Source organism: Saccharibacillus sp. WB 17 (assembly GCF_008634075.2).
Taxonomy (GTDB): domain Bacteria; phylum Bacillota; class Bacilli; order Paenibacillales; family Paenibacillaceae; genus Saccharibacillus; species Saccharibacillus brassicae.
The window spans coordinates 55,439-72,092 of the sequence record NZ_VPFK02000007.1; the positions used below are offsets into that span (position 1 = coordinate 55,439).

Below are 16,654 nucleotides of genomic sequence, written 5' to 3' on the forward strand. Positions count from 1 at the left end.
GCAAAGGAGGTTCCCGCATGAAAGCCAACCCGGCCAAACCCGTTCGATTGCAGGCCGAACCGCAAAGCCGAAGCCGGCGGTTCTGGCACACGCAGCGCTTCAAGACGAGCCTGCCGCTGTGGATCATGTTCGTTCCGGTCGTCATTTTCTATTTGCTGTTCAAGTACGCTCCAATGGCCGGCCTCGTGATTGCCTTCAAAGACTACACGTTCCATGAAGGCATCTGGGGCAGCCAATGGGTCGGATTCGCCAACTTCGAGATGCTGTTCACGCAGTCCCAATCGCTGCAAATTATCCGCAATACGCTGCTGCTGAGCGTGCTGAGCGTCGTAATCGGGTTTCCTTTTCCGATCATGCTCGCGATCATGCTGAACGAAGTCCGCAAAAAATGGTTCCAAAAATGGGTGCAGACGCTCGTCTATCTGCCGCACTTTTTCTCCTGGGTCATCGTCGGCGGCCTCGTCGTCACGATCTTCGCCCAGTCGGGCCTCGTCAACGGACTGCTGGAGCGGCTGACAGGCCAATCGTTCGCTTTTTTGTTCAACGAAGGGTCATGGGTCGCCATTTTCCTCGGATCGGGCATCTGGAAAGACGCCGGATTCAGCGCGATCATCTATCTGGCCGCGCTCACCTCGATCGATCCGAGCCTGTACGAAGCGGCGTCGATGGACGGAGCTGGCAAATGGAAGCAGATCCGCAACATCACCCTGCCCGGCATCAGCCCGACGATCGTCATCATGCTGATTCTGGCCATGGGGCGGGTGATGGAAGTCGGGTTCGACCAGGTGTACGTGCTGCAAAACTCTATCGTGTCCGGCATATCCGAAGTGATCAGCACGTACATTTACGCGATCGGCCTGCAGGGCGGACAATTCAGTCTGACGGCGGCGCTCGGCCTGTTCGAATCGCTGGTAGCGTTCGTTCTGGTGCTGCTGACCAACGCCGTCGCCCGCCGGTTCGGCCGCGGATTATGGTGAAAAAGGAGGAACAATCATGAAATCGACCCAAGGCGAGCGCACGTTTTACGTATTCAATTACGCGCTGCTGACGCTGGCCGGCATCTTGTGCCTGCTGCCGCTGCTGCATCTGGCGTCCTTGTCGCTCAGCGGCAAAAACGCGGTCATGTCGGGCTTCGTCACGCTGTGGCCGCAGGAGATCACGTTCGAATCCTACAAGCTGCTGTTCGAAGGAACGCCGGTGCTGCGCTCTTTCGCGAACAGCGTGCTCATTACGGTCGTCGGCGTGGCGCTCAGCATGGTGGTGACGATCTGCGCCGCCTATCCGCTGTCCCGCCGGGAATTTTACGGACGGCGCTGGATCACGCTCGCGATCGTGTTCACGATGCTGTTCACGGGCGGCCTCATTCCGACGTATCTCGTCGTGAGTTCGCTCGGGCTGATCGACACATACGGCGCGCTCTGGCTGCCGGCGCTCGTCAGCACGTACAACATGATGATCATGCGGTCTTTTTTCGAAAACATTCCCGAGGAACTCGTCGAAGCTTCGCGGATCGACGGTTCGGGCGAATGGAGGCTGCTGCTGCAAATCGTACTGCCGCTGTCGCTGCCCATGCTCGCCACGATCGGGTTGTTCTACGGCGTCTACTACTGGAATTCGTTTTTCAACGTCATGATCTACGTCAACAGTCCCGAAAAACTCAATCTGACCGTGCTGATCCAGCAGATGGTACGAAGCCAGGCCGTTCTGCAGGAGATCAACACGATGGATACGCAGCAGGCGACCAACATTACGCCGGAAGGTATCAAAGCCGCCGGCATCATGATCATGATCGTGCCGATGCTGGTCGTGTACCCGCTGCTGCAGCGCTATTTCGTGAAAGGGGTGACGATCGGAGCCATCAAAGGGTGAAGACGTACCCGCGCCGCGTGCCGCACGTCCGGCATTTCCAGCCGCGCTTCGACAAATTTCCGGCCGTATGACGCATTCAGCCGTACCGATCCAGTCGCATCGATCCATCTGCACCGAACGTTCCAATCCGAGGAGGGTATCCGCATGACCAGAAAAAGAATGTCCGCCAGCTTGTCCGCTTCGAACGCCCGCAAATCCGCCGCTTTGTTGGCCCTGACTTTTGCCCTGACCGCCGCAGGCTGCGGCGGAGGATCGGACGCCCCGAATTCCGGCGGTGCCGCGGGCGAAGGCAAACGCGGTTCGATCACGGCGTCGCTGTACGACCGGGGCACGGTGCCGTCGTCCGAAGGGACGATGGACAACAACCGCTGGACCCAATGGGTCAACAAGAACGGGCCGGTGGACGTGAAATACGTGACCGTGCCGCGCTTCGAATCGCTGCAAAAGTTCAACGTGCTGTTCGCTTCGCGCCAGGCGCCGGACCTGATCTTCGAATTCGACACGGCGTACCAGGGCCAGCTCTACAACCAGAAGCAGCTCATGCCGCTGGACGATCTGATCGAAAACGGCAGCACCGAATACAAAGCGATGCTGGACAAATACCCGGCGCTGCGCAAAGCGGCGACGATGGAAGACGGCCATATGTACCTGCTGGGGCGTCCGATGGAATTGACCCCGCAGCATTACTTGTTGATTCGCAAAGACTGGCTGGACAAGCTCGGGCTGGACGTGCCGAAGACGCCGGAACAATTTCTCGCGGTCGCCGAAGCATTCACGCAGCAGGACCCGGATGGCGACGGGCAGGCCAACACGGAAGGCACGGGGCTTAGCTTCGTGGCCGGCATTATTTTGAACCATATGTACGGCACCGGCTTCACGCTGTTCGGCGAAGACCAGATTCCGTGGGTGCTGGAAAACGACAAAGTCGTACACGATTGGGAACGGATTCGCGCGGCCGTGTCTTTCCAGCAGCAGCTCTACGACGCCGGCGTGGCGGACAAAGATTTCGTAACGGACAAAAACGGCGAGAAGCAGAAGCAGATGTGGATCTCCGGCAAACTCGGCATTACCGGCAGCAACGGCGCGGACGTCGCTTCGTACGAAGCGCTCAAGCAGAACGTGCCGGACGCCGAAGTGATCGCGATGCCGCTTCCGACGACGCCGTTCGGCAGCTACAGCCCGACGCTCAGCAGTCCGGTGCAGATGACGGGCATGGTGAACGCTTCGGCCAAAGATCCGGCTTCGGTCATGAAAATGATCGACTTCATGGTCAGCGACGCCTACACGAACACGATCCAGAACGGCATCGAAGGCGAGCATTACACGAAAACGGAAGACGGGCGCGCCAAGCCGATCGATCCCGAGAAAAACAAAACCGAGCTTGAATACAACCGCGACATGGGCATGCTCTCTCCGCTGATCGGCAAAAATTACGGCCTCAAAAACAAGGTCAGCCCGACCGACGCGGAAAAAGATTTCATTAAAATCTACGAGCAGGCGGAAGCCGCCTACATGGACCCGGCCCGTCCGATCGTCGGCATCACGCAGCGCGCCTACCTGCCGCTGCTGCCGCAAAATCTGGCGACGGTCAATACAAACGCGAACAAAACGATGCTCGACATGGCGATGCAGACGATCGTGGGCGGCGGCGGCAAAGCGGCGGTCGACAAGTTCATCAGCGACTCGCAGGCCGTCTGGGACAAAGCCGGCGGCGCGGAGATCGACGCGTTCTACGCCACCTGGTACGCGGAGAACAAAGACGACGCCATTCTTCTGGACGACATTTACGAGATGGGCAAGCAGATGAAGGAACAGGAATAGGCCGCACGCTCAGCAACAGGAACAGGCAGGCCCGAACGTGAAAAATCGCCCGACAGAAAGGAGGCGCCCCCGTGAACGACTGGACAAGGCGCGCGCTGCGCCGGATTTATGCGGAAGCGTCCGCCGCCATCGTCATTGAAGACGGGCTGGTGCGTTACGACCGGCCCGGACATACGCGGCAGATCGCCCATCTGCCTTACTGCCACGAAGGCCGGTATTCCGCCGGATATTACGCGCTCGAGACGCTGCTTGCGGCCGACACCGGCCCGGAAGCAGCGACCGCTCAGCCGATCGTGCGGCGTTCCGCCGCGCAGCGGCTGGACACGCTGCGTGCGCTGTCGCGCTTGCAGGTCACGGACCGCGGCGACGCTCATTACGGCGCTTTTCGGTGGTACGCGGAAGAGAACGCCGTGCAGGATTCGAACGCCGCGTTCTTCATCTTGATGCCGCTTGCGTCGCTGCGGCTGCGCGCCCCGGAAGCCGTGCCGGCCGAACATCGGCAGGCGATCGACGGCATGCTTCGCCCCGCGGCGGCCTGGTTCGAGCGGGAATGCCGCGAGCCGGAACTGTATTATCCGAACAAGACGCTGAGCGACGGCGCGATGCTGCTCGCGATCGCGTTTCTGCTCGGCGACGCCGAACGGATAGAACTTGCGGCGGATTATTTCGAGCGGTGGGCGGAGTATACGACCCGGCGCGGCTGGGGGTGGGGCGAGAATATGAGCCTCGTGTACCAGAGCGTCATGCTGAACGCGCTGGAGATTGCGCGGCCGCTGCTGAGGGACTTCCGCCCCGGCCTGGCGGAGCGGCTGGACGCGCACCGCGCGTCGCTGCTTGAGATTTTGCGGTTTCACGACGGCGGCGAATTCGTGCCGACGATCCGCAGTTATAACTTCGGCGGCGAAGTCCGGCGGCCGAGCCTGGCCTGGTTGATCGCCGGGATCGCGGGGACGGGGGAGTCGGACCCGGATGCAACGGACGCCGAACGTTCGGATTCGCACGAAGCACCGCACGGCTCAGCCGAATCGCCGGCGGAATTTCCGTTCGGGGTCAACGATCTGCCGGCGCTGCTGCTGTTCGGCGCAAGCTTCCGGGTGCAGGGAACGCGAAGCGAAGCGAGCATGCCTTCCGCTGCTCTGCCCGTTCCGCGCATGCGCCGCGAACGGGTCTTCGACGACGCGTACGCGTACAGTTGGATCGGCCGAAAGACACGCCTCGGCAGCCTGAACGCTTTTCCGATTATGCCGGGCAGCTACCAACACGAGACGTGGGGGCTTGGCTGGCAAAGCTTTCCGCTGTCGGCCGCGGCCGAAGGCGGCCAGGTCTCCTATGCCCGCTGGTATGTCCGAGACGGGGAAACGGAGCGGACGCATCCGGCCGAAAGCTACAAAACGGCCTATCTGATGCCATCGCTGTTCGGGCAGCGTCCGTACCCGGCTGTCCGGACGCACGCGGCGCAGCACGAATACGCGCTGCTCGCCGTTCGGACGCTGGAGCCGATCTGCCAGCCGGCGGCCGAGATCGCCGACGAATGGATCTTCCATCGCCATCCGGGCGAGACACTGGAAGTGCGCGGCGGCGACGGACGCCTCTGGCATGTGCTGCGCTATGCGGGCGCGGCGATCGCGATCGCGCCGCTGCGGGGCATCCGGTCCGGCGAAGCGGACGCAGCGGCTTCGCCGGAAGCGGCGGCGGCTCCGCATGCCGGCGTGCTGCGCCCCCAACGCGGGGCGGACGGATGCCTGAAGCTGCGGCAGGTGCTGCATGCCGGCGGCGCATCGGAGCGCACGCCCTGCGCGCCGCGCCTTGAAGCCGGCTGGGCCGTGTTGTGCCTGGACGAAGCCGCGGACGAAGCCGCGATCAGGGCCAGGCTGGACGTCGTCTCCATCGAAGACGGCGAGTGGGACGATCGCGAAGTGCCGCGCGATCCGCACGAACGCATCCGGCTCGTCCGGCTGCTGGAAAGCGGCCGGGAACGGGTCGCGCTGCGGCTCGATCCGCATCATCCGGGTCGGATCTGACTTGACCTGACCTGATCTGACCTGATCGGCCTTATTCCGCGCTCCGTCCGAAGATTCGAATATTCGAACATTCGAATCCCGGCGACGACGCCCGGACTTTCATTCAAGCTGTGGACCGTCAAGCTGTAGACCGTGCCATTCAATCCCGCCGATGCGCGGAAGGAGATGAACCATGAACAAGAAATTTTGGAAAAGGCTCCAATTATGCGCGATCGCGACCGTTGTGACGACCGGCACACTGCCGGCCGCCTGGGGAAGTGGACAGGCGAATGCGCAAGCCGGAGAACCGGCACTGTCCGCCCCGAGCGAACGTTCTGCTGCCGAGCCGGCCGGTAACGGTTCGCCGGCGGCCGAAGCCTCGGTTACTGGCGAAGCCTCGGCCGCTGCCGAAGGATCAGAGCCCGTATCCGGCGCCGATCCGCAGCCCGCTTCCGATCTGCCGCCGCCGGCCGACGCTGCCGAACCGCCGGCTGATGCTGCGGAACCGCCCGCCGATACGGAATCGGCCGAAGCGGAACCTGCGCCGGCTGAAGATCCGTCGGCTGCGGCGGCCCGGTCGGCCGCCTCGATCGTGGCCGATACGTTCGAATCCGGCACCGTCGGATCGCCGCCGGCCGGTTGGACGATCGGCAATCCGCCGCCCGGCGTGACGGCGCGGATCGCCCAATCCGCGGAACGCGGCGGTCTGGTGCTGAAGATCGATCAGGCCGCCCCGGTGGCAAGCGGCCACAATTTCCGCCGCAGCGCCGCCGTGACCGGCGATCGAAGCACGCTGTCGTACAGCTTTAGCGTCGGTTCCACGAACGCGATCGTCTACCTGCCGACGCCGAACGCGGCAGCCGGCTCGATGGTCCAGTTCGCCGTGTACGACGGGCAGATCAGCTACATGAAGCAGGGCGTGAGCGGCTGGACCAAGCTGATGCCGATTGTCGCAGGCACCTGGTACGACGTGCGCGTCGCCATGAACGGTACGGCCAAGACGTTCGATCTCGACGTGGACGGACGACGCCTCGCGACCAAGGAAGCGATGAAAAACGCGGGACCGATGCAGTCGTTCTATGTGTCCGTGTATAAAGACAACGCCGGGTCCGTGTCGTTGGACGACGTTTTTGTAAACGGATACACGGCGGCTTCGGGCGCTTCGTTCGCCCAGGCCCAGTACGAAGTCGCGACCGGACGCGAGATCGACGTCAAGCTGGATTTTGATCCGGTCGACGCGACCGACCGCAACGCCGCCTTCTCGTCGGCCGACGAGAGCATCGCCACGGTCGATGCCAACGGCCGGGTCCGGGGGATCGCGCCGGGCACGACGACCGTGACGGCTCAGCCCGACGAACCGATTCCGGCGACGCAGACGACGATCGTCGTCGCGGACATTCCGGCGACGGGCCTCAGTATCCAGCCGCCGGCCGAACCGGTTCGAACCGGTTCGCGCGTCCTGCTGAAAGCGACGATCGAGCCGGCCAACACGACAGAAGAAGAGCTGCTCTGGAGTTCGGCCGACGAGTCGGTCGCGACGGTCGACCGGTACGGCGAAGTGACCGGCGTGTCGCCGGGGCAGACGACGATCGCCGCCGTATCGGCGCAAGGAACGGTACAAGCTTCGGCGCCGGTCGAAGTGACGGCGCGGACCGTCATGGCGGAACTGTTCGTCTCGCCGCAGGGCAGCGATACGAACGCCGGCACGGAAGCGGCGCCGTTCGCCACGATCGGGCGCGCGCAGCAGGAAGTACGCGCGCTGAACGACGATATGACCGGGGATATCGTGGTGCATCTGGGCGCGGGCACGTTCGTGCTGGATGAGACGCTGAACTTCTCGCCGGCCGATTCGGGCACGAACGGCAGCTTCGTGATCTACCGGGGCGCCGGCGGCGAACAGACCGTCGTGAGCGGAGGACGCGATATTACAGGATGGACCGAAACGCAGCCGGGCAGCGGGATCTACCGGGCGAACGCCGGCACCGGCCTGGCGACGCGCCAGCTGTTCGTCGACGGCGTGCGCGCGGTTCGCGCGCGCAGCGCGGGCGGACTGGACCGTCCGAACAAGACGGAGACCGGCTACACGTCGCGCGATACGGAGATCGCTTCCTGGAGCGACGCGGACGAACTGGAACTGGTCTTCGAAGACGCCTGGACCAATTCCCGCGTCCGGGTGCAATCGGTGACGGCCGCGAACGGCCTGGCGCAGATCACGCTGCGCAATCCGGGCTGGATCAACGTCAACGACCGCGGGCAGACATCGGCCACGCTGCCGGTCTATTACGAGAACGCGCTCGAACTGCTCGACGAGCCGGGCGAATGGTATCACGATCAGGATACCGGCTTCCTGTATTATATGCCGCGCGAATGGGAAGACCTCGGCAGCGCCGAAGTGATCGCGCCTGAGCTTGAGAAGCTGGCCGCGATCACGGGCGAATCGGCGGACAATCCCGTGCGCAACCTGAATTTCGAGAACGTCGCGTTCATGTATTCGACGTGGATGCGCCCGAGCACGGACGCCGGGCATTCCGACGCGCAGAACAATCATCTGCGCTACAGCAAGACGCCCGACCAACTGACGCCCGCCGCGGTCGAAGTGGAACTTGCGAACACGGTCAACTTTACCGGAACGACGTTCGCCAAGCTGGGCATCACCGGGCTTCGGCTGCAAAATGGGGTGCAGAACAGCCGGATCGAAGGCAATCGCTTCTACGACCTGTCCGGCGGAGCCGTCAATGTAGGCCAGCCGAACTCGTCGGACCGCAGCGTCTACAATCCCGACGATGTGCGGCTGAGCATGAAGAACGACGACGTGGTCAATAACGTCATCCACGATATCGGCATCGATTACAAATCGGCCGCCGCCGTATCCGCGGGTTATCCGCTCGATATGGAGATCAGCCATAACGAAATGTACAACCTGCCGTACAGCGGCGTGCATATCGGATACGGCTGGGCGAAAGATTTTGATCCCGTTACTAAAAATGTAAAAATCGAGAACAACCTGATCTATGATTTAATGGGAATGGGGCTGCACGACGGAGGCGCGATCTACACGCTGGGCACGACCGGCGGCACGGCGGCGGCCAAAAATATCGTCCGCGGCAATTATATCCGCAACCAGCTCGAAGCCAACGCGGCGCTGTATACCGACGAAGGCTCGGCGTTCTGGACGTTCGAGCACAACGTTATCGATCTGAAGGACACGCCGCCGTGGACGTCCCCGATTCGCTGGGCGATGGCTTACGTACCTTCGATTCACGACGTGGAGTACGTGAACAACTACACGACGACCGCCACGTACACGAATAACGGCACCGGCGTCGTATTTGCCGGCAATACGGTCGTGCCGGACGCGAACTGGCCGCAGCAAGCGCAGCAGATCATCGCCGCAGCCGGCCTTGAATCCGCTTACAACACCCTGAACGACGGAGACATCGGACGCTGGAGCGTCGCGGAAGCCGAGCTGGCGTCGGGTGCGAGCATGCCGCTCGTTCCGGTCAAGCGCGGAGGCAAGGACGAAGCGTACAGCAGTACCGGCGCCGATATCTTCTACCGCAGTTCGAACCCTTCGGTTGCCGTCGTCGACGCGCAGGGTCAGGTGACGGGCATCGCGCAGGGCGAAGCGACGATCGAAGTGCTGATTCTCGAAGGCAGCGTGCTGCGCACGCTGAAGACGTCGGTGCAGGTAGACGACGCGCTCGAAGGAATCGCGCTTGAAGGTCATCCGGGCGGGATCGCCCATATTCGCAGCGGCCAGATGCGGCAGTTGGAGCCGTACGGCACGACGCGGTTCGGCGATCGTGAAGACATAGGCACCGTGACTTACGCCAGCGGCAATCCGGCGATCTTTACGGTGGATGCTTCCGGCAAGTTGACCGCGCACGCGGTCGGAACGGCGACGCTTACGCTGACGGCTTCCCTGCCGGGCGGCGGCACGTTCTCGTCCGACTACTCGATTCGCGTATGGGACGGGCAAAGCGCCGACGTCCATTCGCTGCAGCCGGAGATCGAAGATCCGGCCGGCTGGTACGCGAAGCCGATCGCGAATGCGCTGCGCGAACTGGAGAACGGCACGTTGTCGCTGCGCGCCCCGGCCGGGCATCTCGCTTACGCGGACCGCAAATTCCAGAACGAGATGCTGGAATTCGACCTGCGGATCGACGACGCGGCCGATTCGCCGAACTGGTATGCGATGATGCTGGGCAGCCAGGACCTGACGCAAAATTATACGACCGGCACGATGTATCTGGCGATCATGAGCAGAAGCAGCGTCGAGCTGCACCGCTTCAATAACGGCAAGCGCACGGTTCTGTACGGCACGGTCGATGCGGATCACCATATTCCGGGTCCGGCGGGCTTCGGCGTGCCGAACACGATGCTTGGGCTCGGCCAGCCGCATGCGCTTGAGACGGGACTGTTCCGCGAAGCGGGCGGCGTGCGGATCGTCTTGAAGTCCGACGGACAGGAAGTGTTCAATTATCTCGATACGTCGCCGGACGCGATCGGCGAAGCCGGTTATCTGGGCTTCATTTCCCGGCAGCGGGCGACCGAATTGTCCCAGTGAACAGAAACGGCGAACGCGTCCGGCACTTCGGCGGCCAAGCGAACAAGAAGGAGGTAGATCATGCACAAAAAGTGGCTGTACCGGCTGATTTTATCGTATCTGCCGATTTTGTTCGCCGTCGTGTCGTGCCTGATGATCGTCTTTTTCATGACGCTGAACGAGACGGTGCGCAAGCAGACGCTCCAGGCGAACGAAATCTATGCGCAGAACGTCCTTCAGGTCGTCGATACGGCGCTGCGCGGCATCGAGACCCCGACGATCAAAGGACTGCTGCTGAACGACCGGGTGGGCTCTTTTTTCGCCGAATCGTTCTCGACGCCTTATCGCGATTACGGCGTGACCGAAGCGCTGCTCGATTTCATGTCGCCGCAGCCGATGATCGATTCCGTCTACCTGTACCGCAAATCCGACGACAAAGTGCTTATGCAGTCGTTCTCGTCTACGCTACCGGCGTTCGGCGACCGCAAGTTCGTCGAACGGGTACTCGCTGCGCCCGACGCGCCGGCGTGGAGCGGATTGCGGCAGATGAAGCTGTTTCCCGGCGACCGGGAGCCGCGCGCCGTCGTGTCGCTGAGCAAGCAGGTGCCGTATTTTTCGGGAGAGCAGGGCTTGATCGCCGTTAACGTGCGCAAAGAATCGATCCAGTCGCTGATCCACGAGATGAGCCGCAGCAGCGCGGACGTCTGTATCAAGGACGCGGCGGGCGGCATCATCGGCGGTTCGGAGCCGAGCTGCTCCGACGCAGAAGGCCGGCAGAAGATCGCGCTGCGCTCGGCGTACACCGGCTGGACCGTCGAAGTCCGGCTGGCCAGCGCGGGCGCGTTCTCGACCTTGTCCGTGTTCGCCAACGTATGGGCGCTGCTCGGCTTCGCGGCCGTGATCGGAGGTATCGCCGCGATGACGTATATCAGCCACCGGCATTACCGGCCGCTCGCCCAGGTCATGAACCGGATTGCGGCGCTGGCCGAACAGCACCGGGAACGCGGCATACCGGCTCCGGGCCGAAACGACGACGAATTCGCCTTTATCGAACGGTCGCTGGAGAAGCTGATCCGGCAGGCCAACGATTACGAACGCCAGCAGGCGGAAGGACTTCCTTATCGCCGCGCCTACGTGTTCAAGGAACTGCTCGAAGGCACGCGCGACATGCTGCCGGAAGAGTGGAGCCGGGAAACGGAAAGCGTCGGCGTGGACGGCGAATGCGTCGACGGCATCGTCGGCGTGGCGGAGATCGACGCTTACGCTTCGCTGGCGGCGGAGCATTCCGCGCGCGATCTGGCGCTGTTCAAGTTCATGCTGCGCAGCGTGATCCAGGAAATTGCCGACGAAGGCGGCGAGCCGCTCTGGACGGAGTGGATCGGGCCGGACCGGCTCGGGCTGCTGTACCGCCGGCGTCCGGGAGCGGATCGTCCGCTCGACCCGGCGAGGCTTGCGGCGATGGCGCAGCAGGCGGGAGGCTGGCTGAAGCAGAACGTGAAGTTCACGGCGACGTTCGGTTTCGGCGGAGCGGCGGACGACCTGTCCGGCCTCTCGGCTTCGTACCGCAAAGCGGTGGCCGCGCTGGAGCGCAAAGTGGCGGAAGGCCCGGCGCGGGTGTATGTGTTCGGCCGTGCCGGCGAAGACGCGGTGCGCGGCGAAAGCATGGATGCGCTCGTGCAGACGGTGCGCGAGACGGCGCTCGCGTTCCGGTTGGGCAGCGGGGAATGGGAAGGTTCGACCGAACGTTTCTTCGCGCAGATCGCGGCGGGCGGCTATTCCAAAGAAGACATCGTCCGCCTGCTGCGCCTGTTCGAAGCGCAGTTCGGCCGGGAAATGCAGGAACTTCCCGCGCCGATGCAGGAGATCTGGAGCGGCTGCGAGCTGCGCGGCATTCCGTCTTCGCCGGACGATTTCGAATGGATCGGCGAGCTGAGAGGACCGCTGCTCGATTCGCTGCGCGAAGCGGAACAGCGGCTGCGCGAAGGGCGAATGAACCGGGAACATTACGATCTGGCGAACCGGATGAAGGCGCACGTCGCGGAACATTACGGCGATCCGGACTTTTCGTTGACGCAGATCAGCGAAGCGTTCGGCGGCAACGCCAAAACGATCAGCCGCATTTTCAAGGAAGAGATCGGCGAGAAATTCGTTGATTACCTGACCCGGCTGCGGATGGAAGAAGCGAAGCGGCTGCTCGTCGAGACGGACGAATCGGTGCAGGGCATCGCGGAAAAAGTCGGGTATCTGTATCCGATGTCGTTTATCCGGGTGTTCAAAAAGATTGAAAACCTGACGCCGGGCGAATATCGCAAAGAGCGGCAGGACAACACGAGGCGGACGGGAGGACGTTGACGCTTTCGGAAGGAGAGGATCATGCAAAGGCGGATGTACCGGGCCTGGAGCCCGGACGCCCATGCGGCGAAAACCTATTTTTCGGAGTTGAATAAGCGGGAAAAAGAACTGCGATCGGCGATGCGCCAGGCCGCGGTCGAGCGGATTGGCGTGTTCGGCGGGGACGGACACTGGTTCGCGTACGTCGAAAGGTCGGACGAAGCGGCAGCCGGCGCAGCGTGCCCGGGAACGGATTCGAATACTTCCGCGGACCTCATTCCGCTTTTGGGCGCAGAACCCATAGCGGAATCTCCGTTTGATCTCGGCGCTTTGTTTCCCGGAGCACAGTCCGTGCTGTCCCCGTGGCCGGGACAGGCAGAACCGGGACCGTTCGCGCCGATGGCGGACATTTTCCATTATCGGCGTCCCGCGGACGGCGAACCGTGGAGACAGGGGGGCCAGCGGGAAGGTTACGGACGCCTCGCGCGGCTGCGGCCGGAACGGATCGCCGGCTACGTTTTTTACCATTATCAATATCAGGAAGAAAAACCGGGCGACGGCAACAAATACGGGATCATCGGCCTGCATGAGAATCTGCTGTTTTTCTATGCGGAACGGCCTGTTCTCGTCGAACCGGCGCCTTACGCGGGGACGCTTGACACGAGCCGCACGCCCGAAGATTGGGAAGCGGTCATGCGGCCGCATTTTATCGAATGGGCAGACGCGCCGGAGAGCGAGACGATTTGGCTTGAGCTGGACCGGGTACTCGAAGCGCGGCTGACGGAGAGGGAGGAGGACTGATCTTATGCCGAAAAAAGAAGCGCGGCGCGGAAAAGTTTCCGACGCGTTTGAAGTGACCGAGGCGATCAACGTGACCGATACGATCCACGTCACTGATACGATCAACTTTACCCATACGGCCAACTTTACTGATATGACCAACGTCACCGGCGTCATCGAGGTGTCCGACGCGAGTGATCGGTATCGCGACCGGATCAGCCTGAACGGGGAATGGGAATTCATGCCGCTCTACGATCGTCCGCACGGATTGTCGCTGCCGGAGAACGTCGTCTACGAACGGCACAAAGTGCGCGTGCCTTCCAGTTGGCGCGGCGCGTACGAGCCGGAGCCGGGGCGGACGTTCGGGAAGATCGAAGAGTACGGCTTCGAGCTGTTCGCTCCGTTTCGGTATCCGCCGGAATGGGACCGCGCCGAAGCGGGGGTGCTGCGCCGGACGCTGAACGTGCCGGCCGATTTTGCCGGGCGGCGCGTCCTGCTGCGGCTGGACGGCGTGATGCAGCAGGCGGCGGTCTATCTGGACGGGCGGCTGCTTGCGCGGTGGCGCGACGGCTATCTGCCGCTGCGGCTGGACGTGACGCAGGCGGTGCGGCCGGGCGCGGCGCACGAGCTTCAGGTTGTCTGCGCGAACTTCGATCCGGTCATCCTGCCTTCGGGCGCGGTCAAAGTGACCGGATTGACCGGCTCGTGGTTCGGGTATCTGGCCCGCGGCTTATGGCAGGACGTCTGGTTGGAAAGTCTGCCGCATACGGCGCTGGAACGAATCGCGATCCGGACTTCGGTCCGGGAGCGGCGGCTGGAGATCGATGCGTTCGTCGGAGTCGGCGAACGGGGAACGCCGGCGATGAGGGACGGGGCGGACATCGCGCGGACGGCCCCGGTGGAGGTCGGGGGTCGTACGGATCTTACGGGTCACATGGATCAGGCAGGTCTTGCGGATCTGGCAGGTCGTATGGATCAGGTAGATCGTGCAGAGGACACGAATGGCGCGGATCGACCGGAACGTACGGTGAGACTGACCGTGCGGCGTTCGGACCGGCCGGACGGGCCGCCGGTCTTGACGGGGGAAGCGCCGGTCGGGCCGGCCGTGGGGGCAGGCGCGGAGCGTTCGCTTCGGCTGTGCGAGAACGAAGTCCGTCCGATGGACGGCATGGCGCGGCTGCGGCTGGACTGGGCGGACGCCGAATGGTGGAGCCCGGATTCGCCGACGTTGTATACGGCCGAACTGGAACTGCGCGAAGAGGGAATCGCGATCGACCGGGCGGAAGAAACGTTCGGCTTCCGCGAATTTTGGAGCGAAGGGCCGATGTTCGTGCTGAACGGCATTCCGCTGAGGCTGCGGGGCGATTCGTGGCATTTTCAGGGGCCGACGCAGCAGACGGAAGCGTATGTGCGCACCTGGTACGCCATGTGCCGGGAAGTCGGCGTCAACTGTATCCGGCTGCATGCGGAGCCGTACCCGGACTATTTTCTGCGGATCGCCGACGAAATGGGGATGCTGATCGTCGGCGAAACGGCGATCTACGGCTCGGGCAAGTCGATGGCGGCGGATCATCCCGATTACCTGGCCGACTGTATCGATCACGTGGAGCGCCTCGTGCTGCGCGATCGCAACCATCCGTCCGTCGTGCTGTGGAGCGTGGAGAACGAGATGCGCTGGGTCGACGGGCGGGAGACGTTCAAGCTTCATATTCCGGCGCTGATGGACCGGATGCGCCGGCTCGATCCGACGCGGCTGATTGCGGCGGAAGGAGATAACCGGCTGCTGCCCCGGGAGATGACCGAAGTCGAGAGCCGGCACTACAATATCGACGGCACGATCGCGCAGTGGGACCGCCGCGTGCCGCTGACGTTCGGCGAGCACGGAAGCTGGTGGTACATTTGTCCGCAGAACGCAAGCGTCTACGCGGGATTCCGCGCGTACCGGCATACCGACGAAGCCGCGCGGGGACTCGCCGACAAAGAGCGGCTGTTCGTCGAATATGCGCGGCGGCAGGGCGTGTCCGGCATCTCGACGTTTAACTTCGCGCATTATTTCATGCGCGCCATGCCCGAGCGGGACATTCCGCTGGAGTGGGACGATCTGGAGACGCCGGGTGTCAAGCCGGCGTTCGTTCCGGCGTATTCGCTGACGCTGAACAACGGCCTGCTGCCGGCAGGCAGCCCGGATTACGTGCCGAATCCGGCGTTCGCCGTCATGAAGGAAGCGTTCCGTCCGGCGGCGCTGGTCGCGGCGGAATACGACCGCTGCTTCTATGACGACGCGCGCATCTCGCGCAGCTTCGACGTGCACAACGACACGCTGCATGCGCGGAGCGTCCGGGTCGTGTTCGAAGCGAAGCAGGGCGGACGCTTGCTCCGCCGCGAGACGCTGGAGTTCGCGCAGCAGCCGGCGGAGCGCAAAGTCGCGGCATTCGACTGGATGCCGGAGTCCGTGACGGCGCGGTCACTTACGCCGGCGGAAGTTCCGCCAAGCGCGGCGGGCGCGCCAAACGGGGGCGGGAGCGAGGCGCGGTCGGCCGAGGCGGCGGCGGAGCTGACCGCGACGCTGTATCACGACGGCGAGGCGGTGCACGAAGTCCGCATGCCGTACCGGATCTTCTCCGCCGGGATCAAAAGCGCACCGGTTCCGGTCCCGGCCGCCTGCCGGTATATCGGCGGGGAGGCCGATTACGACATCGTGCGGACGCTCGTGCCCGGCTGCGAGATCGCGGAAGCGGAGTCGTTGGAGAGTCTGCCGGCAGGAACGCTGCTGGTCGTCGGCAGCTGCATCCGCGACGAAGACGGCCGGATCGAACGCGGCGTCCGGCAGTTCGCGGCGCGGGGAGGCCGCCTGCTCGTGCTGGAACAGGACCGGTTCTCGATCGGCCGCCTGACGCTGAGCCGGCGGGCGTTTATCCGCGCCCATTCGGGCAGCTACGACCATCCGGTTCTCGCCGGTCTGCGCGACGAAGACTTGATGTTCTGGGACCCGGAACTGCGCGAAGAAGGCCCTTTGCCGATCATCGAAGCCGCGTTCGAAAAGCCGGCCGCCGGCGATTACCGGCTGCTGCTGGAATGCAGCGCCGGCGACTTCGGCGACGGCGGCGATCTGTGGACGCCGCTGCTCGAATACCGCGGCGGCCGGGGCTACCTGCTCGCGAGCCAGCTCGGCCTGACGAGCCGGTTCGCGACCGTGCCGCAGGCCGCCCTGCTGCTGCGCCGCCTGCTGGCGCATGCGGCTTCGGCCGGCGGGTCTTCCGCGCCGATCGCCCGCGGCGCGCAGCCGCCCGTGCGCCTGCTGGGCGCG

At 63.5% G+C, this 16,654-nt stretch carries 8 protein-coding genes; all 8 read left to right on the plus strand.

The window, feature by feature from the left end:
- Positions 1–17 precede the first annotated feature (17 nt).
- Positions 18–977, plus strand: a complete 960-nt coding sequence (locus tag FTE24_RS02335; protein WP_150232474.1) for an ABC transporter permease — start codon at positions 18–20, stop codon at positions 975–977.
- A gap of 16 nt (positions 978–993) precedes the next feature.
- Positions 994–1,869, plus strand: a complete 876-nt coding sequence (locus FTE24_RS02340) for a carbohydrate ABC transporter permease (protein ID WP_150232472.1) — start codon at positions 994–996, stop codon at positions 1,867–1,869.
- 144 nt (positions 1,870–2,013) lie between these two features.
- Positions 2,014–3,690, plus strand: coding sequence for an extracellular solute-binding protein (locus FTE24_RS02345; RefSeq protein WP_150232471.1), 1,677 nt, complete (start codon positions 2,014–2,016; stop codon positions 3,688–3,690).
- 71 nt (positions 3,691–3,761) lie between these two features.
- Positions 3,762–5,711, plus strand: coding sequence for a hypothetical protein (locus tag FTE24_RS02350; RefSeq protein WP_150232469.1), 1,950 nt, complete (start codon positions 3,762–3,764; stop codon positions 5,709–5,711).
- A gap of 172 nt (positions 5,712–5,883) precedes the next feature.
- Positions 5,884–10,257 carry an Ig-like domain-containing protein gene (locus FTE24_RS02355; protein WP_150232467.1) on the plus strand — a complete coding sequence of 1,458 codons (4,374 nt, stop codon included), beginning with the start codon at positions 5,884–5,886 and terminating at the stop codon, positions 10,255–10,257.
- Between the two features lie 60 nt (positions 10,258–10,317).
- Positions 10,318–12,588, plus strand: a complete 2,271-nt coding sequence (locus tag FTE24_RS02360) for a helix-turn-helix domain-containing protein (protein ID WP_150232465.1) — start codon at positions 10,318–10,320, stop codon at positions 12,586–12,588.
- 21 nt (positions 12,589–12,609) lie between these two features.
- Positions 12,610–13,368, plus strand: coding sequence for a hypothetical protein (locus tag FTE24_RS02365; protein ID WP_150232463.1), 759 nt, complete (start codon positions 12,610–12,612; stop codon positions 13,366–13,368).
- A gap of 4 nt (positions 13,369–13,372) precedes the next feature.
- On the plus strand, positions 13,373–16,654 hold a 3,282-nt coding region (locus FTE24_RS02370), incomplete at its 3' end, for a glycoside hydrolase family 2 protein (RefSeq protein WP_160441621.1).